General features: G+C 71.5%; 17 protein-coding genes. 10 read left to right on the forward strand and 7 right to left on the reverse strand.

Annotated elements, in window-relative coordinates; all coding sequences use genetic code 11:
* The first annotated feature begins 44 nt into the window (after positions 1-44).
* Positions 45-1,115: a PQQ-dependent sugar dehydrogenase gene (locus tag KME78_RS54045; protein WP_219537851.1), complete on the forward strand. Its 1,071-nt coding sequence runs from the start codon at positions 45-47 to the stop codon at positions 1,113-1,115.
* 8 nt (positions 1,116-1,123) lie between these two features.
* On the opposite strand, the gene KME78_RS54050 is transcribed toward KME78_RS54045, so the two are convergent.
* Positions 1,124-1,342, reverse strand: a complete 219-nt coding sequence (locus KME78_RS54050; RefSeq protein WP_219537852.1) for a hypothetical protein — start codon at positions 1,340-1,342, stop codon at positions 1,124-1,126.
* Between the two features lie 85 nt (positions 1,343-1,427).
* Between KME78_RS54050 and KME78_RS54055 the strand changes: the two genes are divergently transcribed.
* Entirely contained in the window at positions 1,428-2,021 is a 594-nt protein-coding gene (locus KME78_RS54055; protein ID WP_219537853.1) for an MFS transporter, read from the forward strand.
* The gene (locus KME78_RS54060; protein WP_219537854.1) at positions 1,985-2,605 is read left to right on the forward strand and encodes a copper resistance CopC family protein; all 621 of its coding nucleotides are present in this window, start codon (positions 1,985-1,987) and stop codon (positions 2,603-2,605) included. The genes KME78_RS54055 and KME78_RS54060 overlap by 37 nt, the downstream gene beginning before the upstream one ends.
* A 5-nt stretch (positions 2,606-2,610) precedes the next feature.
* Here KME78_RS54060 and KME78_RS54065 read toward each other — a convergent pair whose 3' ends face one another.
* Positions 2,611-4,257 carry an L-lactate permease gene (locus KME78_RS54065; RefSeq protein WP_219537855.1) on the reverse strand — a complete coding sequence of 549 codons (1,647 nt, stop codon included), beginning with the start codon at positions 4,255-4,257 and terminating at the stop codon, positions 2,611-2,613.
* Positions 4,258-4,345: 88 nt separating this feature from the next.
* On the opposite strand from KME78_RS54065, the gene kduI reads away from it, so the two are divergent.
* Genes kduI through KME78_RS54080 form a run of 3 tightly spaced genes read left to right on the forward strand, consistent with a single transcriptional unit; the run spans position 4,346 to position 6,669 of the window.
* Positions 4,346-5,152 (forward strand): 5-dehydro-4-deoxy-D-glucuronate isomerase, encoded by an 807-nt coding sequence (kduI, locus tag KME78_RS54070; protein WP_219537856.1) that lies wholly within the window; start codon positions 4,346-4,348, stop codon positions 5,150-5,152.
* Positions 5,153-5,170: 18 nt separating this feature from the next.
* Positions 5,171-5,887, forward strand: a complete 717-nt coding sequence (locus tag KME78_RS54075; protein WP_281429149.1) for an SDR family oxidoreductase — start codon at positions 5,171-5,173, stop codon at positions 5,885-5,887.
* 14 nt (positions 5,888-5,901) lie between these two features.
* Positions 5,902-6,669 carry an IclR family transcriptional regulator gene (locus KME78_RS54080; protein WP_219537858.1) on the forward strand — a complete coding sequence of 256 codons (768 nt, stop codon included), beginning with the start codon at positions 5,902-5,904 and terminating at the stop codon, positions 6,667-6,669.
* Positions 6,670-6,684: 15 nt separating this feature from the next.
* Here the strand turns inward: KME78_RS54080 and KME78_RS54085 are convergent, their stop codons facing one another.
* Genes KME78_RS54085 through fxlM form a run of 3 tightly spaced genes read right to left on the reverse strand, consistent with a single transcriptional unit; the run spans position 6,685 to position 9,020 of the window.
* Positions 6,685-7,161, reverse strand: coding sequence for a DUF6653 family protein (locus KME78_RS54085; protein ID WP_219537859.1), 477 nt, complete (start codon positions 7,159-7,161; stop codon positions 6,685-6,687).
* Positions 7,158-7,754 carry a TetR/AcrR family transcriptional regulator gene (locus KME78_RS54090; RefSeq protein WP_219537860.1) on the reverse strand — a complete coding sequence of 199 codons (597 nt, stop codon included), beginning with the start codon at positions 7,752-7,754 and terminating at the stop codon, positions 7,158-7,160. Before KME78_RS54090 ends, KME78_RS54085 begins: the two co-directional genes overlap by 4 nt.
* 27 nt (positions 7,755-7,781) lie before the next feature.
* The gene (fxlM, locus tag KME78_RS54095) at positions 7,782-9,020 is read right to left on the reverse strand and encodes a methyltransferase, FxLD system (protein WP_219537861.1); all 1,239 of its coding nucleotides are present in this window, start codon (positions 9,018-9,020) and stop codon (positions 7,782-7,784) included.
* A gap of 164 nt (positions 9,021-9,184) precedes the next feature.
* Here fxlM and KME78_RS54100 point away from each other — a divergent pair, with 164 nt between their 5' ends.
* Positions 9,185-9,430 (forward strand): Fe-S cluster assembly protein HesB, encoded by a 246-nt coding sequence (locus KME78_RS54100; RefSeq protein WP_246654486.1) that lies wholly within the window; start codon positions 9,185-9,187, stop codon positions 9,428-9,430.
* A 99-nt stretch (positions 9,431-9,529) separates the two neighbouring features.
* Here the strand turns inward: KME78_RS54100 and KME78_RS54105 are convergent, their stop codons facing one another.
* Complete coding sequence (locus KME78_RS54105) at positions 9,530-10,510, reverse strand: acetylxylan esterase (protein WP_219537863.1); 981 nt, start codon at positions 10,508-10,510, stop codon at positions 9,530-9,532.
* A 159-nt stretch (positions 10,511-10,669) separates the two neighbouring features.
* On the opposite strand from KME78_RS54105, the gene KME78_RS54110 reads away from it, so the two are divergent.
* The 3 genes from KME78_RS54110 to KME78_RS54120 are packed head-to-tail and all read left to right on the forward strand — an operon-like array spanning position 10,670 to position 13,920.
* Entirely contained in the window at positions 10,670-12,427 is a 1,758-nt protein-coding gene (locus KME78_RS54110; protein WP_219537864.1) for a glycoside hydrolase family 75 protein, read from the forward strand.
* A gap of 29 nt (positions 12,428-12,456) precedes the next feature.
* Entirely contained in the window at positions 12,457-12,756 is a 300-nt protein-coding gene (locus KME78_RS54115) for a hypothetical protein (RefSeq protein ID WP_219537865.1), read from the forward strand.
* 9 nt (positions 12,757-12,765) lie between these two features.
* Positions 12,766-13,920: an alpha/beta fold hydrolase gene (locus tag KME78_RS54120; RefSeq protein ID WP_219537866.1), complete on the forward strand. Its 1,155-nt coding sequence runs from the start codon at positions 12,766-12,768 to the stop codon at positions 13,918-13,920.
* Between the two features lie 4 nt (positions 13,921-13,924).
* Here the strand turns inward: KME78_RS54120 and KME78_RS54125 are convergent, their stop codons facing one another.
* Complete coding sequence (locus KME78_RS54125; RefSeq protein WP_219537867.1) at positions 13,925-17,917, reverse strand: hypothetical protein; 3,993 nt, start codon at positions 17,915-17,917, stop codon at positions 13,925-13,927.
* Between the last annotated feature and the right edge of the window lie 122 nt (positions 17,918-18,039).

Here is an 18,039-nt window from a genome sequence, read left to right on the forward strand (position 1 = left end):
GTGCCGTTGACGATGATCTCGACAAATCGGTCAAGGAGCCCGCCATGCGCGTGCGAACGACCCCGTCCCTGATCATGATTCTCTTAGCCGCCGTGGGGCTCGTGGTCACGATCCCCACCGCCGCGCAGGCGATCGGCGGCTTCGACTACTCCCGGGCGCAGGTGTCCACCACCGGCCTGCAGGTGCCGTGGGGGCTGGCCTTCCTGCCCGACGGCAGCGCGCTGGTCTCCGAGCGCGGCACCGCCAGGATTCTCCAAGTACGCCCGGGACAGACCCCGGTCCGGGTGGCCACCGTCAACGGGGTCTCCGCCTCCGGCGAGGGCGGGCTGCTCGGCATCGCCGTGTCGCCGACGTACGCCCAGGACCAGTGGGTCTACGCCTACTTCTCCACGAGCAGCGACAACCGGCTGGTACGGTTCCGGCTGACCGCGCCGCAGACCCAGAACGTCCTCTTCTCCGGCGTGCCGCGGGCCTCCATCCACAACGGCGGCCGCATCGCCTTCGGCCCCGACGGCCAGCTGTACCTGTCCACCGGCGACGCCGGAAACACCGCCAACGCCCAGAACCTGAACACCCCGGCGGGCAAGATCCTGCGCATGACGCCGAGCGGCGGCGTCCCGACGGACAATCCCTTCGCCGGCTCCAGGGTGTACAGCTACGGCCACCGCAACGTGCAGGGCCTGGCCTGGGACGCGCAGGGCAGGATGTACGCCTCCGAGTTCGGCCAGAACACCCGGGACGAGGTCAACCGGATCGTCGCGGGCGGCAACTACGGCTGGCCCACCTGCGAGGGCGTCTGCGGCAACCCGTCCTTCCGCGACCCGATCGCCACGTGGTCGACGGCCGAGGCGTCGCCGAGCGGGCTCGCGTACGCCAACGGCACGCTGTTCGCCGGCGCCTTGGGCGGGACCCGGCTGTGGACCGTCCCGCTGACGAGCAGCGGCGGGGCCGGGACCCCGGTCGCCGAGCTGCGGGGCGCCTACGGGCGGCTGCGCGCGGTCGCGGTGGGGCCGGACGGATGGCTGTGGGTGACGACCAGCAACCGCGACGGGCGCGGCGCCCCGGTGGCCCAGGACGACCGCATCATCCGCATCCCGCCCACCGGCACCCCCTGACGAAGGGGTCAGTGGCCGGCGTGCTCGTGGGGCTTGGCCACCACCCAGGCCCGGGCGGAGCCCACCTGCCGCTCCAGGTCGGACAGGAGGGCGGCCAGGTTCTCGTGGTCCATGTACGCGGTCTGCTCGATGCTCGATCGGTGTGTCTCCACCTGCCCCGCCAGGCTGTTGATCTTGCTCAGGGTATCGTTGAGGTCCCGACTTTCCTGCTGACTCAGATCGCACATGCCTTCACAGTAAAGAGTGTCCTTCAGGCCGTACATATGTCTGACAAGTAGGTTGTGCGTGTCCGAAGGCTGCGAGGATGGGCCTATGCGCCTCGCCCGAGCCATCGTCTTCGCGGTGGTGTGTGCCGCCGTGACGGCGGCCGGGCATGCCTTCGCGGGCGGCGCGGCGGTCGCGCCCGGCGTCATGGTGACGGGCGGGTTCGGCGCGCTCGCCCTGGCATACGTCCTGAGCGGGCGTGAGCGCGGCCCCGAGGTGGTGCTCGGCGCCACGGTGGGGGCACAGGCAGCGCTGCACAAGCTGTTCGAGCTGACCGCGCCCGGCACCGGGCACGCGCATTTCGCCGTGGGCATGGCGCTGGTCCACCTGACGATCGCCGTGCTGACGGGCTGGTGGCTGCATCGGGGTGAGAGCGCGTTCTGGCTCATGCTGCGCCTGTCGGGGCGGCCCCGGCTCGCCCTGCCGCGGCCGTTCCGAGCGATTCCCGCGATCGACCCGGCTCCGTCACGGCCGGCGCCGGCTTGGCGGGCGCCGCTCAGGCCGTCGATCACGGGTCGGATCGCGACCGCGGAGCCACGGAGAGGGCCTCCCACGAGGGGAGACACCGCATCGCCAACAATGCTTCCCTCGTCATGGAGTTCACCTTGTCTACCTTTCTTCGCAGAACCCTCGTGGCGGTGATCGGGTGCGGGCTGTTCCTGGCCGTCACCGCGCCCGCCGCCCTCGCTCACGACAGTCTCAAGAGCAGTTCGCCCGCCAAGGGCGCCACCGTGTCCAGCGTGGAGACGATCGAGCTGGAGTACTCCTCTCGCATCCGCTTCCCGCTGGTGGTGCTGCGCACCGCCGCCGGGCAGATGATCAAGCTCGGCGAGCCGCAGGCCGACGGGCCCAAGGTGCGCACCGCCGTGCCCGGCCCGCTGGCGGGCGGCTCGTACGTCATCGCCTGGCGGGTCGTCTCGTCCGACGGCCACCCGATCGAGGGCGAGATCCCCTTCACCGTGAAGGGGACCTCGTCCGGCACGACAGCGCCCGCGACGGCGGCTGCGGCCACGACCGCGCCCGCCGCCGCGGCGCAGACCTCCCGACCTGCCGCTGCGGCGCAGGGCGGGGGCGGCATCCCCGGCTGGCTCTGGGCCGGACTCGCTGCGCTGGTCGTGCTCGGTCTGGCGATCTGGCTGCTGTCCAGGCGGACGGGCGGCCCCGGCGAACCCGCCGGGCAGCCGGACGCACCGGTCGAGCAGCCGGGCGCTCCAACGGCGCCCTAGCGGCATCAGGGCACCAGCCACCCCAGCACGGGCGTCGACTGCAGGAACACCAGCACGCACAGGATGAGCAGCAACACCGCGCTCCAGCCGATCACCCGGCGGAACAGGTTGCCCTCCTCCCCCACCAGGCCGACCGCGGCCGTGCCGATGGCCAGGTTCTGGGGCGAGATCATCTTGCCCATCACCCCGCCCGCGCTGTTGGCCGCGCCGAACAGCTCCGGCGGGATGTTCAGCTGGCCCGCCGCGGTGGTCTGGAGCTTGGCGAACAGCGCGTTGGCGCCGGCGTCCGTACCGGTGATCGCGACGCCGAACCAGCCGACGACCGGTGACAGGAACGCGAAGAACGCGCCCGCGCCCGCCAGGAACAGGCCGAGCGTCTGGATCTGCCCCGAGAACTGCATGACGAAGGCCAGGGCGAAGACCGACAGGATGGTGACGATGGCCCAGCCGAACTGCCGGATCGTCGCCCCATAGGTGGCCAGCGCCGAGGCCGGGCTGATCCGCAGCACCAGGAGCGTGAGCAGCCCAGAGACGAACAGCAGCGTCCCGGGGTGCGCGGCCCACGGCAGCTCGTAGACCACGGGCACCGCCTTGCCCGCCGGGTTCACCAGGTCGAGCCCGGGCCAGGCGGGCTTGACGGTGAAACCGGCGAGGAAGGTCTTGATCGCGGGGATCTGCGCGATGGAGAACAACGCGATGATGATCGCGTACGGGGCGAAGGCCGTGAGCTTGTCTCCGGTGGTGTCGCCGCCGGGGCGGCCGTGGACGCGGACGAACGCGGGGTCGTCCACGGACCCGCCCGCGATCGGGGTGGGGCTCGGTGTGAACCCGACCGTCTCGGCCGGCTTCCAGATCTTGCCGAACGCGACCAGCACGATCGCCGAGACCAGGGCCGCCGCGATGTCCGTGAGCAGGTAGTTGACCTGCGACATCAGGATCTGCGTGGCGCCGAAGCTGATCCCGGCGACGAGCGCGGCGGGCCACGCCTGGCGCAGGCCGCGCCGCCCGTCGGCGACGTAGATCAGGATGAACGGCACGAGCAGCGCGATGAACGCGGTCTGGCGGCCCGCCATCGCGCCGAACGGCTCGGGCGGCAGTTCGGTGACGCTGCCCAGGATCGTGATCGGGTTGCCCATGCCGCCGAAGGCGACGGGCGCGGTGTTGGCGATGAGCGCGATGACCGCGGCGCGCATCGGCTCGAAGCCGAGCGCGATGAGCATGACCGCGCAGATGGCGATCGGCGAGCCACCGCCGGCCAGGGCCTCGATGAGCGCGCCGAAGGAGAACGCGATGACGATCGCGGTGATCCGCTTGTCGTCGCTGATGCCCTGGAAGGCCCGGCGCAGTACGGCGAAGTGGCCGCTGCGCTCGGTCATCTTGTAGATCCAGATGGCGTTGAAGGTGATCCACAGGATCAGCAGCACCGCCCTGGCCGCGCCGTACACGGCGGAGTCGAGTGCCTGGGCGATCGGCATGCCGTACGCGAACGGCAGGACCGCGATCAGGAAGCCGACGACCAGGCCGGAGATGCCCGCCCAGTGCGCCTTCCACTTGAAGACGCCCAGCAGCACCAGCACCGCGAGCAGGGGCAGGGCGGCAAGGAGGGCGGACAGCCATAAGGAGCCGGTGGGGTTGAAGTTCTGCTGGTACACCGTGCGCCTCCGAGGGTTAGGCGTTCCATTGGATAGAACAGTGTTCCGTGTCTAGGATCGTAGGACGCGGAACAACCGGAGGGAAGAGATGGAAATACGGCATGCCACCGCACCCGACCAGATCCACCACTTCGGCACCGCGGAGCTCCGCGCCCGCCACCTCGTCGAGGGCCTGTTCGGGCCGGAGGTGGACGGCGTCTACACCCATCAGGACCGGATGGTCGTCGCCGGGGTGCGGCCGAGCGGGAAGGCGCGGCTGACGGCGTTCGACCCGCTGCGCTCGGAGCACTTCCTGGAGCGCCGCGAGCTGGGCGTGATCAACATCGGGGAGACGGGCACCGTGGAGGTCGACGGCGTGCCGTACGAGCTGGACCCCAAGGACTGCCTGTACGTCGGCCGGGGCGCGCGCGAGGTCACGTTCGAGCGCGGCACGTTCTACCTGGTCTCCGCCCCCGCGCACGAGACGTTCCCGACCACGCACGCGCGGCTGAAGGACGTGGATCCGGTACGGCTCGGCAGCGCCGGCGGCTCGAACGACCGGACCATCTACAAGTACATCCACCTCGACGGCATCCGCAGCTGCCAGCTCGTCATGGGAGTGACCGTGCTGGAGCCGGGCAGCATGTGGAACACCATGCCGTGCCACACCCACGACCGCCGTACCGAGGTCTACCTGTACTTCGACCTGCCGCGCGAGGAGCGGGTCGTGCACCTGATGGGCCGCCCCGACGAGACCCGCAACCTGATCGTGGCCAACGAGCAGGCGGTGATCTCGCCGAGCTGGTCGGTGCACTGCGGGTTCGGCACCCGCAGCTACGCGTTCGTGTGGGCGATGGCCGGGGAGAACCAGGCGTTCGACGACATGGACCAGGTCGCGATCACCGAGATGCGGTGACGGATGGAGCTGTTCTCTTTGACCGGCCGCACGGCGCTGGTCACCGGGGCGCGCTCGGGAATCGGCCGGGCGATCGCGGTCGGCCTCGCGCGGGCCGGGGCCGACCTGATCCTGCACGGCCACCGCGACGACCTCGACGAGACCGAGCGCCAGGTGAAGCGACTCGGGAGCGACGTGGGCAAGCTCGTCCTCGATCTGGGCGACCCGGCCGCGATCAGGCCAGCGCTGGCGCCGGTCCTGGCCCGGCGCGAGGTGGACATCCTGGTCAACAACGCGGGCACGATCAGCCGGGGCTCGACCAGCCTGGACGACTGGCGCCGGGTGCTGGCCGTCAACCTGGACGCCGTGTACGTGCTCAGCCAGGCGCTGCTGGAGCACGGCGCCACGAAGGTGATCTCGATCGCGTCGCTGCTGTCGTTCCAGGGCGGCATCAACGTGGCGTCCTACGCGGCGGCCAAGCACGCGGTGGCCGGGCTGACCAAGGCGCTGTCCAACGAGTGGGCGCCGCACGGCGCGCAGGTCAACGCCATCGCCCCCGGCTACATCGCCACCGACAACACCACGGCCCTGCGGGAGGACGCGCGGCGCGAGCAGGAGATCAGGTCGCGGATCCCGGCCGGGCGCTGGGGCGACCCCGCGGACCTTGCGGGCGCGGCCGTCTTCCTCGCCTCGCGCGCCTCCGACTACGTCACGGGCCACGTGCTGGTCGTGGACGGCGGCTGGCTGGCCCGCTGAGTATGCTTGCTCGGGTGGACAACCGGCCGAGCACCGCCATCGACAAGGCGCTCTGGGTGCTGGAGGCCCTCGCCGAGCACGAGAGCGTGACCAAGATCGCGACGGCGACGGGCCTGCCCAAGTCGACGACCCACCGCATCCTGCAGTCGCTGGCCGAGCACGGCTTCGCCCGGCCCGACGGCACCGGCGGCTACCTGCCGGGCCCCAAGATCCTCACCCTGGCCGGCCGGATGCTGGCCCGCTTCGATCCGGTACGCCAGGCGTCGCCGGTGCTGCAGCGCCTGCACGACCAGACCGGCTACACCGTGCACCTGGCCGTGCTCAACGGCGACGAGGCCGTCTACGCCGCCAAGCTGGAGGGGCGCAAGCCCTACCAGATGCCCTCACGCGTCGGCATGTCGCTGTGGCTGCACACCAGCGCGATCGGCAAGGCGATGCTCGCGGCCATGTCCGACGACGAGGTGGCGGGCATCACCACCCGCACCGGGCTGACCAGGCGCACACCCGCCACGATCACCACCCAGGCCGCGCTCCGCCGCCACCTGGCGCGGGTGCGGGAGTGCGGCTTCGCGATCGACGACGAGGAGAACGAGGCGGGCATCCGCTGCGTCGGCGCGGCCGTGTTCGACCACACCGGGCACGTGGTGGCCGGGGTGAGCATCTCGACGCTGACCCACGAGCTGTCGGTCGACGACGCACAGGAGCTGGGACCGCTGGTCGCGAGCACCGCCCACGAGGTCTCCCGCACCCTGGGCGCGCCCCTGGAGCTCCCGACCGGCTAGGTCGGCCGGGCCGCTTCAGGCGGCCCGATGCTGTTCGTACAGCTGGCCGAGGCGGTCGATGCGCCAGAGCTGGCCGAGCACGACCAGCGTCGCGCCGAACACGGCGGGCCACACCTCCAGCGCGACCAGCCCCCAGGCCAGCAGCGCGAACCCGGCCGAGCCCACGCCGATGAGCAGGCGCTGCACCTTACGGTGGTCGCCGGACACCAGCGACCGGTCCTGCAGCCACATCTTCTCGCCGTAGATGCCCTTGGCCGTCCAGCTCGACGGATGCTCGATCGCCGGGAAGGCGTGCGGGTTGACGATCAGCCAGACGACGACCAGCGCCACAGGCACCAGCGACCACCAGCCGATCCACGCCCTGCTCCAGATGGCCAGCATCATGAGCGGGATCGCGGCGAACCTGGTCCAGACGCTCCACGGGTTGGCGTGCCGCTTCCACGCCTCGTCGGTCATGCCCACGGCCCGCGCGTATCTCTTCAGCCCGCTCATACGATGAGCCCCCTTGCCAGAGCGTTGATGGTGGCGTCGAGCACCTGCTCGAAGTCGGGTCCGTACCTGTCGCGGTTGACCACCAGCAGGCCCGCGGTGCGCAGCACGCCCATCAGCACCTCCGGCGGGACGTCCGCGACGATGACGCCGTCGCTCTGCCCCTGGGCGAGGTAGTCGATCAGCGGCGTCATCAGGTGCGGGGTGACCCGGGCGATCTCCTCGGGCCCGACCCTGCGGGCCACCGCCTCCAGCTCGTCGGGGCGGGTGAGCAGCCGCCGGTAGAACGGGTCGGTGGTGAGCGCCTCGACCATGCCCCGCATGAGGCCGGCCAGCGCCGCCACGCTGGGCGGCCGGTCGAGCGCGGCGGCGAGCAGCTTGCCCATCAGCGGCGCCCGGCGGACCATGACCTCCTTGTAGAGCTCCTCCTTCGACTCGAAGAACGCGTAGAAGCTGCCTTTCGCGATGCCCGAGGGGGCGACCAGCTCGTCGAGCGAGGTCTTCTTCAGCCCCTGGGTGGCGAAGAGCTCTTCGGCGGTGTCGAGCAGCCGCGCGGTGATGCGCGCCCGATCCTCCGCCGTGAACGCCACGGCCATGTGAATCCCTATGACTGGTTCGGATATTCAGTCATAGCTTAGCACCAGGCGCGTGTGCCGCTTGGTGATGACGGCCACGCCGTCCGGCGCGGGGCCGGGGTAGGCGTCTATGCGCAGGTCGCCGGCCTCCGGGCGGCCCGCCGCGTGCCACGCCTGGACGTGCGCGGCCAGCTCCGCCGCCAGCGCGGCCCCGTCCGGCCCGTATCCGCGGACGAGCAGTTCCTGCCCGGCCGGCCCGGCCCCGGGCAGCTCCGGCCCTGCCGCCGATGCGGCCCCGCCTGGCGCGTGTCCGCGAGCGAGCAGCTCCTGCCCCGCCGCCAGTACGGCCAGGCCGTCGGGGCCGGCGAGGCCCACCGTCATGCCGTACCCCTGAGTGGCCACCGGAGCCCACTCCAGCCGTCCGGCCAACGCGCACCAGCGGGGCTCGTACATCGCCAGCCACAGGCCGATCCCGCCGCCCATCAGCGACAGCCGTGGCAGCGGCGGCACGCCGGCGGCCACCTCGACGGCGGGGCCGGCCAGCATCGCCACGACGTCGCCCACCTCGCGCGGCTCCGGCAGTGTGAGCACCAGGTCGGCCTCGCCGTCCAGCATCAGCGTGACCTCGGGCCCGGCGGAGGGGCCGCGCATGCGCATGAAGCCGCACGGCTCCACCGACCGGCTGGACCAGTGGTCGCCCGCGTACTCCATGGCCACCGACACCTGCACGCCGCGCAGGTCGAGCGGCACCACGAGCCGGCCGCCCGGCGCCAGCTGCGCCAGCCAGGCCGGGGACAGGTCCCACACGCCGACGGTGGCGATCACCCGGTCGTACGGCGCCGCCTGCGGGAAGCCGGCCGCGCCGTCGGCGCACGCGACGACCACCTCGGGACAGCCGGCGTCGTCGAGATGCCGCCGGGCCGCCGCGACGACGTCGGCGTCGATGTCGACGCTGACCACATGGCCCTCCGGCCCGGTCAGGTGCGCGAGCAGGGCGGCGTTGTAGCCGGTGCCCGCGCCGATCTCCAGCACCCGGTCGCCGGGCCGGACGTCGAGCTGGTCGAGCATGATGCCCATGATCGCGGGCTGCGAGGAGGAGCTGATCGGCCGGCCCTCCTCGTCCCGTTTGGTGACGATGGGCTCGTCCCGGTAGGCCTCCGCCGGGTCGAACTCCGGCAGGAACAGATGGCGCGGGACCAGGCGGAAGCCCTCCGCCACCCGCCCGCTCACCTCCCCGCGCTCCAGCAGCTGGGCGACCATGGCCTCGCGGTGCTCGTCGAACTCCATATCCGACATGATCCCCGCGACCAGCACAGAATGCCGGTAAAGATTTCGAGTCAGAGGGTTTGACCCGCTCGATGAGGGAAGGGCGGGGAGTTCATGTACGTCGATCGTGAGGAGGAGCCGTAGTGCTCACCCTGACAACTAACGCAGCTCAGGCGATTCGTGATTTGACCGCGTCCGCTCCTGAGCCTGCCCAGAGCGGCATCCGCATCTCGTCCCAGGGAGAGGGCGCGAATTCGCTGACCCTGTCGCTGGCGAACGCGCCGGAGCCGGCCGACGAGGTCGTCGAGGCCGAGGGCGCGCGTGTGTACCTCGACCCGGTGGCCGCCACAGTCCTGGAGGACAAGTCTCTGGACGCGGGAGCGGACGACCAGGGCTCCGTGTCCTTCCTGGTGACCGACCAGCCCGTCTAGACGGGCCGCATCGGCCTGGCGGCCGGCCAGGCCGACCTGAACGGACCACCACTGGTCCGGTATGACCAGACGTATCGGACGTACCGGACCAGTGGTCTGTCAACCGTCGGTGAGCAGCTTGTGGAGGTAGTGGATCTGCTCCTCGCTCTGGAAGCCGCCACCGCCCTCGTGCCCGTTCCACGGCCAGACGCTGATCTCCTTGGGCCCGCGCCAGTGGTTGTAGGCCGCGAAGACCGTGGACGGCGGGCAGACCTGGTCCATCAGCGCCACCGAGTAGAGCGCCGGCACCTGTCCGCGGGCGGCGAAGTTCACGCCGTCGAAGTACGACAGCGTCCGGAACACCTGCTCGGCGCTGTCCCGCCGGGTGGACAGGAAGCGGACGATCTCCTGGTACGGGTCCCTGTCGGTGATCTCCACGGCCCGGCGGAAGTGGGTCAGGAACGGCACGTCGATCAGCGCCGCCTTGATCGACGGGTGCAGCGCGGCCGCCGCCTGGGCGATGCCGCCACCCTGGCTGCCGCCCGAGGCGACGATCCGCGAGGCGTCCACGGCCGGGTGCGCGGCGGCCACGTCGACCGCCCGGACCGCGTCGGTGAAGACCCGCCGGTAGTAGTACTGGTCGGGGTCGAGGATGCCGCGGGTCATCATGCCGGGGGCCTGGGCGTTGTCGCCGCCGTACGGGTCGCCGGTGACGCCGGGGCTGCCCGGGTTGGCGCCGCCGTGGCCCCGGGTCTCCATCACGAACACCGCGTAGCCCACGGCGGGCCAGCCCAGGTGATCCTTCGGGAAGCCGCGGCCGCCGCTGTAGCCGATGTAGTGCATCACGCACGGCACCGGCCCCTCCGCGCCACGCGGCACCAGGAACCAGCCATTGATCCGATGACCGCCCCAGCCCGCGAAGGAGACGTCGTACACGTCGACCGAGGCGAGCGGCAGGTCGTAGCGGGTGAACTCGGCCGCCGAGTCGAACTCGCGCGCCTCTGCCAGCGTGCGCGTCCAGAACTCGTCGAAGTCGGCGGGCTCGTCACGGTCGGGGAGATAGGAACGGAGCTGCTCAAGCGGCAGGTCGAACAGGGCCACGTAGGTCTCCAGCCTTGGTAGAGGGTGGTGCTATTTCATCGCATTGATAGGCGTTCGCGCTATTTGGGCCCCTCTACGGGGTTGACTGTGCTTTGACGGAGTGGTCCCATCTCCAGTTGTTAGGAAGCCTTCCTAACGAATTCGGATGAAGGGCCAGCCGTGCACTCTCCAGCCCGGGCTCGCTTACGCCCGCTGATCCTGCTTCCCCTCCTCACCCTCCTCGCCGCCGGCCTGACCGCGCTGCCCGCGCGGGCGGCCACGGTCCGCTACGAGGCCGAGAACGCCACCATCAGCCAAGGCGTCGTCGAGGCCAACCACACCGGCTTCTCCGGCACCGGCTTCGTCAACGGCGACAACGTCGTGGGCCCGTACACCGAGTGGACGGTCAACGCCCCCTCGGCGGGCACCGCGACGCTGGCCATCCGCTACTCCAACGGCACCACCTCGGCCCGCACCGCGGACGTCTCGGTGAACGGCACCGTCGTCTCGGCCGCCCGCTCCTTCGGCACCACCGCCAACTGGAACACCTGGGCCACCTCCACGCTGACCGCGACGCTGAACGCGGGTGACAACAAGATCCGCGTCACCTCGACGAACGCCGGCGGCAACCCGAACCTCGACTTCCTGGAGGCCACGGTCGCCGACGCCCCCGCCACCGAGTACCAGGCGGAGGCGGCCACCCTGTCGGAGGCCAGCGTGGCGACCAACCACACCGGCTACACCGGCACCGGCTTCGTCGACTACGTCAACGCCGTCGGCGGGTACATCGAGTGGAGCGTCAGCGTGGCCGACGCCGGCACCCACACCCTGACCTTCCGCTACGCCAACGGCACCGCGGTGACGCGGCCGATGGACATCGCCGTCAACGGCTCCGTGGCCGCCGCCGGCGTGAACTTCGCCAGTACCACCAACTGGGACACCTGGGCCGACGGCCAGGTCACGGTCACCCTGAACGCCGGAGTCAACACGATCCGCGCCACCGGCACCTCCGCCAACGGCGGCCCGAACGTGGACCGGCTGTCCGTCAGCGGCTCCGGCGGTCCGGACGGGCAGGCGCCGAGCGTGCCCGCGAGCCCTCGCGTCACCGGCACCTCGGCCAGCAGCATCTCGCTGGCCTGGAACGACTCCTCCGACAACGTCGGCGTGACCGGCTACAAGGTCTACGAGGGCACCACCGTGGTGGCCACCTCGCCCACGGCCAGCGCCACGATCAACGGCCTGACCTCCGGCTCCACGCACAGCTACACGGTCACCGCCGTCGACGCGGCCGGCAACGAGTCCGGCCACAGCGCCACGGTCACCGGCACCGCCACCGGCGGCACCACCGGGCCCACGGCCGACCAGCTGCTGGCCAAGGTCACGGCGTGCAGTCAGATCTCCAACGGCAAGTACAAGACCGACTCCGACGTCAGCACGGCGACGGTGGCGGTGTGCGAGAAGACCGGCGCGGTGTTCTGGAAGGGGGACATGGACATCGACTGCGACGGCGTCCGTACGACGCAGTGCAACGAGGACACCGACTGCTGCTTCCAGAACGAGACGTTCTGCCAGACCACCTCCGACGGCCCGCTCAACGCGGCGCAGCTCGCCTACATGGTGGTGCCCAGCCCCAGCAGCACCTGGGACTACCGGACCAAGGGCATCGGCTGCGGGACGGTGGTGGCGATCGTCTACAACGGCCAAGTGGAGTACGCCGTCATGGGTGATACCGGGCCGACGGGCATCATCGGCGAGGCGTCGTACCGTACGGCGGCCGACCTGGGCATCAACCCGGACCCGAGCAACGGCGGCACCGACTCCGGCGTCACCTACATCGTGTTCACCGGGTCGGGCACCAAGGTGTCGACGATCGAGAACCACACCCAGGCCGTGAACCTGGGCAGGACGCTCGCCCAGCAGTTCCTCAACAACAACTGAAACCGCTCAGCCGGGGTAGGGGCGTCCGGGTGAACGACCACGTGATCCGGATCCCGGACTCCCACCTCCGTCCCGGCCTCATCCTCGACACCCCGGCCGATCCCGCCGACTTCCTGCTGATCTTCGCCGACGGCTCGGAGTCGCGGGTGCAGCTCGTCCACGACGACACCGGACGTCCGGTGCTCCGGGTGGGCGGATACGTGACCACCCGGGGCGACGTCGTACAGGAGCGGGTGTGGACGGTGCGGGAGATGGCGCCCCGCGACGGCCACCTCCGGCTCCGGCTGGGGCACTCGATTTCCCCTTCCCACCCGGGTGGTTTGAGCTAGTTTCGGCCTGTGCGTACTTTTGCCCGACGAGCCGGCCGGCTGCTGACCGGGCTCGTGATCCTGGCGCTCTCCCCGATCCCGGGCCTGGCGGCGCTGGCCGGCATGGCGATGCTCGGCGCCGGGCCGGACGTCTTCACCGTGACGGGGCTCGCGGTGTTCGCGTCGGTGTTCTTCCTCGGCCTGCTGCTGTGCGTGCCGAGACCGCGCCCGGTCTGGGGGCGCTGGCTGCGGGCCCTGGTCATCCTGTCGGTGGAGGCCGCCGTGGTCTGGCAGGTCGCGGCCATGACCCTGCACGCGCCGCCGGGCGGGCCCGCGCCGCTGAAGCCGGTGGCCGGTCAGCGGGAGTGGCGGCTGACGACGGGCTCCGAGCTGGCCTACGTACGGCTGGCGCCCAAGCGGGACACGCGGCCGGAGCCGGTGGTGTTCCTGCACGGCGGGCCCGGACTGGCCGACCTGGCGGGCGACTCGGCCTTCTTCGCCAAGCTGGCCGCCGACGGCTACACCGTCTACGTCTACGACCAGCTCGGCACAGGCCGGTCCGGCCGGCTGGCGGACCCGCGCGGGTACGGCCTGCCCCGCGACGTGGCCGACCTGGAGGCGGTACGGCAGGAGATCGGCGCCCAACGGCTGATCCTCGTCGGCCAGGACTACGGCGCCCGGCTGGCCGCGGCCTACCTGGCGGAGCATCCCGAGCAGGTCGCCAAGGCCGTCTTCGCCGCCCCCGCCGCCCTCGACCGGCCGCAGACCGCCTCTTTCTTCACCGGCCCGGACGTTCTCTCCTCACCCCGCCTGCTCGCGGTCTACACGCTCCTGAGATCCAATCCGCAGGCCGCCCACGCCTTCGCCGGAGACCGCGAACTCGAGCACGACCACGCCGGCGGCTACGCCCGGCTGGCCCAGCGCACCGCCCCCACCGGCCTGCGGCAGGGTCTGGCCGCCTCGACGGCCCCGGCCCTGATCGTCAAAGGCGCCCGCGACCGGCAGGAGTGGTCGGCCGTGGCCGACTACCGCGCCGCCCTCCCCCGGGCCGGGGTCGCCTATCTGGCGGACGGCTCGTACCGGGGCAAGCCCTACCTGAGCACCCTGCGTGCCTTCCTGGCCGGCCGCCCGGTGCGTACGTACGACGGCGGGGGCCCGCCACCCGGCTACCTGGGCCCCCGCTGACGGCTCAGGCTTTGGGCTGCCCTGTGGTGGCGCAGTGTCCGGCCTTGGCCCCCGCCACCTTCCACTCGGCGCCGGGGAACGGCGACATGAAGTGCGTCAGCAGGTCCACCGCGTAGTCGGGCACCTGCCCGCCGGGGTCGATCAGCGAGACCATCTGCGGGCCGTCCGCGCCGCGCAGCGTGATCGAGTTCGCACCCTTGGCGGCGAAGCCCGGCTTCGCGTCAACGGTCAGGCAGGCCAGCTGCACGCCCGCCGCGCTGATCGCCTGCTTGGCGCCGATCCGGCGCATCCGCTGGTCGTATCGGCGCATGGCGAGCGAGGTGGCCGGGCCGATGCGGACGGCGTCGCTGAAGATGTCGTTGCCGAGCTTCCTGCTCAGCTTGACGTTCAGCTTGACGTCGGGGCGCAGGTTCACCCCGCTCGCGGCGAGGGCGAGGCGCCCGTAGTTGCCCTCGAAGCCGGGGGCGACGTAGCCCAGCGCGGGCGGCGCCTTCATGCCGAACGGGATCTTGCCCGGTCTGACGCGCAGCCACGCCATGCGGCGGACGTCCAGCGACACGTCCTTGATCGTGCTCCTGCCGAGCCCGAAGGCGCCGCCGACCTGGTAGGACAGGAAGCCCGTGGTGTACGGGATCTCCTTGCTGACCGCGATCCGCTGCGGTGCGACCGGGTCGATGGCGAGCCCGGCGTGCACCTGGATCCGCCCTGTCGGCACCGGCTTGGACACCAGGTCGAGCGACTGGTCGGGGTTGAGCCGCACGGTGGTGTCGGCGGCCAGGTCGGTGACGGCGAGCGACACGTCGCCGAGCTTCCCCTTCGGGTCGATCAGCCCGCCTTCCACGCCGAGGTAGCCGTCGAGCGTGTTGACGCCGCCCAGCGCCTTGTAGGTGACGGCGGGCATCCGCAGGTTCGCGCCGGAGGCGTCCGCGTCCACGCCGAACCTGGCGGGCACGTCGCCGAAGCGCAGCTCGCCGGTGCCCGCCCCGTCCACGGTGACCTTCGCGCTGAGGCGCTTGACGGCCGCGGAGTTCGTCACCCGGATGCGGGTCTGCGCGCCATAACTGCCCTGTACGGCGACGGCGGCCGGGACCGGGTCGATGGCCACGTGACCGCGGAGGTTGCCCGCCTCGGCCTGCAGGTCCAGCGAGCCGAGCGTGGCGGCCGGCTCGATCCGGTAGTTCGCCTGCACGGCGTTGCCCTGCGTCACGTCGAACGGGCCGACGGACATGCTGGTGATCTTGGATGGCAGCCCGGTGAGCCTGGCCCGTGCCTTGATCGGCATCGGCGCCAGGATCGTACTGGCCAGGTAGACGCCCAGCGAGCGGCGCTTGGGCGCGAATCCGGCGAACGTGAACGACTTCTTGGCCAGGTCCACCGTGACCTGGTCCGGCAGTCCCCGCACGTCGAGGTAGCCCTGGACGCCGAAGCAGCCGCGGTCCGTACAGAAGGCACCCGGCCGGCAGCCGGGAGACCCGGCGACGCAGCCGCCGTCCACCAGCGAGACGCCGCCGGGCATGGCCGGCGCGGCGGCCATGTTCTTGAGCGCGCCCGCCTTGCCGAGCCAGGCGCGGGCCGTCACGTCGAGCCGGGACCCCGAGTACGTCAGCGCGCCGCCGGTCGCCGAGACCGCGAGGCGGCCGGGCAGCGGTCCGATCCTGCCGAGCAGCCCGAAGCGCAGGTCGTCCTGGGTGACGTCGGTGTCGAGGGCGAGCGTCTGCCGGGCCGCCTTGAAGTCGGCGGTGAAGCCCTGCTCCCCCGGGCTGAACTCGACCGCCGACAGGCCCTTGACCCGCACGCTCGCGTCGAGGTCGCCGGTGGCCTGGTCGTAGTGGGCGGCCAGGTGCGGCCCGGCGGGCGCCTTGGCGCCGTCGTGGTTGGCGAACGCCACGGCCGCCGAGCCGACCGGGCCCGACAGGCCGCGGAAGCGGTAGGCGCCGCCGTTCCATGAGGCGTCGAAGCGGGCCGGCACGCCGGTCACCTCGGCGGCGGCGGTGATGTAGCGGCCCTGCGCGGTCGCGCGGGCCAGCGCGGAGACCGAGCGCACCGGGCCGTCCGAGGTCCAGGTCAGCGTCTTGGCGGCGGTGTCGGCCACCAGTTCGACGTGCTTGCGCACGCCGGACACCTCGGCCTGGACGTCCTCGCCCTGGGGCTTGGTGACGTACGCCTTGTTCGCGTAGATCTGCACCTTGCCCAGCGTGGAGGAGGAGCTGATGTCGACGGTCGAGCGCTCCCCCAGCTCCCAGGCGGCCTTGACGTCGTCGTGCACGCCCATGATGGTGCCGTCGATCGTCGGCCCCGACTTGGTGTCGGTGTAGGCGGCCCTGATCTTGTCGATCACGCCGCTGGCCTGGTAGACCGCCTTCCGGGCGGCCGGGTCGAGCGTCACGTCGACCTTGGCGGGCGTGTTGGAGATCTCCAGCCTGGCCAGGCGGGTGCCGTCGATGCTGGCCGCGCCGAGGAAGGACCGGCCGCCGGCGCCGACCTCCAGGCGGGCGTGGGGCACGGAGCCGTAGGTGACGTCGAAGCCGGACAGGCCTGTCAGCAGCCCGGACACGCCGACGGCGTCCCCGTTCTTGATCATCGTGACGTGGCCGCCGCGCGGGCTGGAGATGGCGCCTTCACCGCGCTGCAGCACGATCGCGAACCGGCCGAGCTTCGAGCTGGAGGTGTGCGTCACGCGGTGCTCGGCCAGGTCGTTCACCAGCCGGACCTTGGCGGGCAGGCCGCTGAGCTCGGCCCGCAGCACGGTCTTGGCGGCGGCCCGGTCGAAGTAGAGCAGCTTGGCCGAACCGGCCCGCGGCCGGCCCGAGTCGACGGTGAGGATCTGCTTGCCGTTCGCGGCGGTGTAGGCGGCGGTCATGGACGGCGGGACGTCGCGGGCCTCGACACTCGCCGCCCTGGCGAGAGCGCCGTCGTTGTAGATGTAGCTGTGCAGTTCGGCGTGGCGGATCGAGCTCGGGCTGCTGAAGCGGATCCGGGCGCCGTTCTCGCCCCGGGTCAGCGCGATCTTGGCCCTGGCCGGCATCTTGTCCAGCACCGCCTGGGTGTAGCGGCTGCCGCTGACGGCCAGCGCGTCGAGCTTGGCGGAACCCGAGCTGGTGACGTCCAGGGTGGTCGAGTCGAGGTTCACGTCGACCGAGAGCTTCTCGGTGGCCGGCGTCTGGCGCAGGCTCACCACGCTGCGGCCGGTCAGCCCGGCCACGATCGCGGCCGACGCGCCGGGGTCGGTACGCTCGACACTCGCCTTCACCCGCTTGCCCGTGAGGTCGACGGTGAAGGTGCCCCAGTCGAAGCCGGACAGCGACGCGCCCCGGTGCAACCCGTCGAAGCCGACCGACACGCGGCCGTCATACTCGGCCCAGACCTGCGCCTTGAGGTTCGTCTCGGCGCCGGGCAGCCGCCTGACCGCGAAGCCCAGCCCGACGGACGAGTCCTTGGGGCTGGCCGTGGGCACCAGGTCGGCTGCCAGGTCGGGCATGCCGTCGCCGGTGATGTCAGCGGCGGCGGGCACCGCCACGGGCCGGGAGACCGAGCAGGAGACCGGCACGTCCTCGCTCTCCACACAGAGCCGGTAGGACAGCGCCGACGCGACCTTCTGGGCGGCGAGCTTGTCGAACAGCCCCGCGACCGGATTCTTCACCGCCAGTGTGGCCGCCTGACCGGTATCGGGCAGCACCCGCTTCGGATCGGGCCGTTTCGCGCCGACGCGCTTGGCCGCCTCCGCGGTGATCTCGTTGACGAGCGTGGGCCCGGCGGGCGTCGTCACCTCGGGCGCCTGCGGGCCGACGGCCTCGGCGCCCGCGCCCCTGCGGGCCAGCGACGGCTCCAGCGGCACGTTGACGGCCGCGGGCGCCGGCTGCTGCACGGCGGGCAACGGACGGATCTTGGGCCTGGCCGCCTGTCTGCCCGAGGGCTGCTCGTACGACGGCGCGGCCGCCTGCGCGGCGACGGGCACGGCCACCAGGGCCGCGCTGGTCATGGAAGCGGAAACGAGCACGCGCGCGAGGGCGTGCCATGGATACCGCACGGAACACTTACCCCCGAAGCGGTGCGATTTATCCCAACAGCAACATAGGTCACAACCCGACCACACTTCATCACTTACCGTCAAATTGGGGC

This window comes from Nonomuraea guangzhouensis, assembly GCF_019396345.1.
Lineage (GTDB): Bacteria > Actinomycetota > Actinomycetes > Streptosporangiales > Streptosporangiaceae > Nonomuraea > Nonomuraea guangzhouensis.

Bases quoted from the DNA above. Each gene is read 5' to 3' on its own strand.
- KME78_RS54055 (WP_219537853.1), top strand. From the start codon at position 1,428: ATGCGCCTCGCCCGAGCCATCGTCTTCGCGGTGGTGTGTGCCGCCGTG.
- kduI (WP_219537856.1), top strand. From the start codon at position 4,346: ATGGAAATACGGCATGCCACCGCACCCGACCAGATCCACCACTTCGGC.
- KME78_RS54050 (WP_219537852.1), bottom strand. From the start codon at position 1,342: ATGTGCGATCTGAGTCAGCAGGAAAGTCGGGACCTCAACGATACCCTG.
- fxlM (WP_219537861.1), bottom strand. From the start codon at position 9,020: ATGGAGTTCGACGAGCACCGCGAGGCCATGGTCGCCCAGCTGCTGGAG.
- KME78_RS54090 (WP_219537860.1), bottom strand. From the start codon at position 7,754: ATGGCCGTGGCGTTCACGGCGGAGGATCGGGCGCGCATCACCGCGCGG.
- KME78_RS54085 (WP_219537859.1), bottom strand. From the start codon at position 7,161: ATGAGCGGGCTGAAGAGATACGCGCGGGCCGTGGGCATGACCGACGAG.
- KME78_RS54045 (WP_219537851.1), top strand. From the start codon at position 45: ATGCGCGTGCGAACGACCCCGTCCCTGATCATGATTCTCTTAGCCGCC.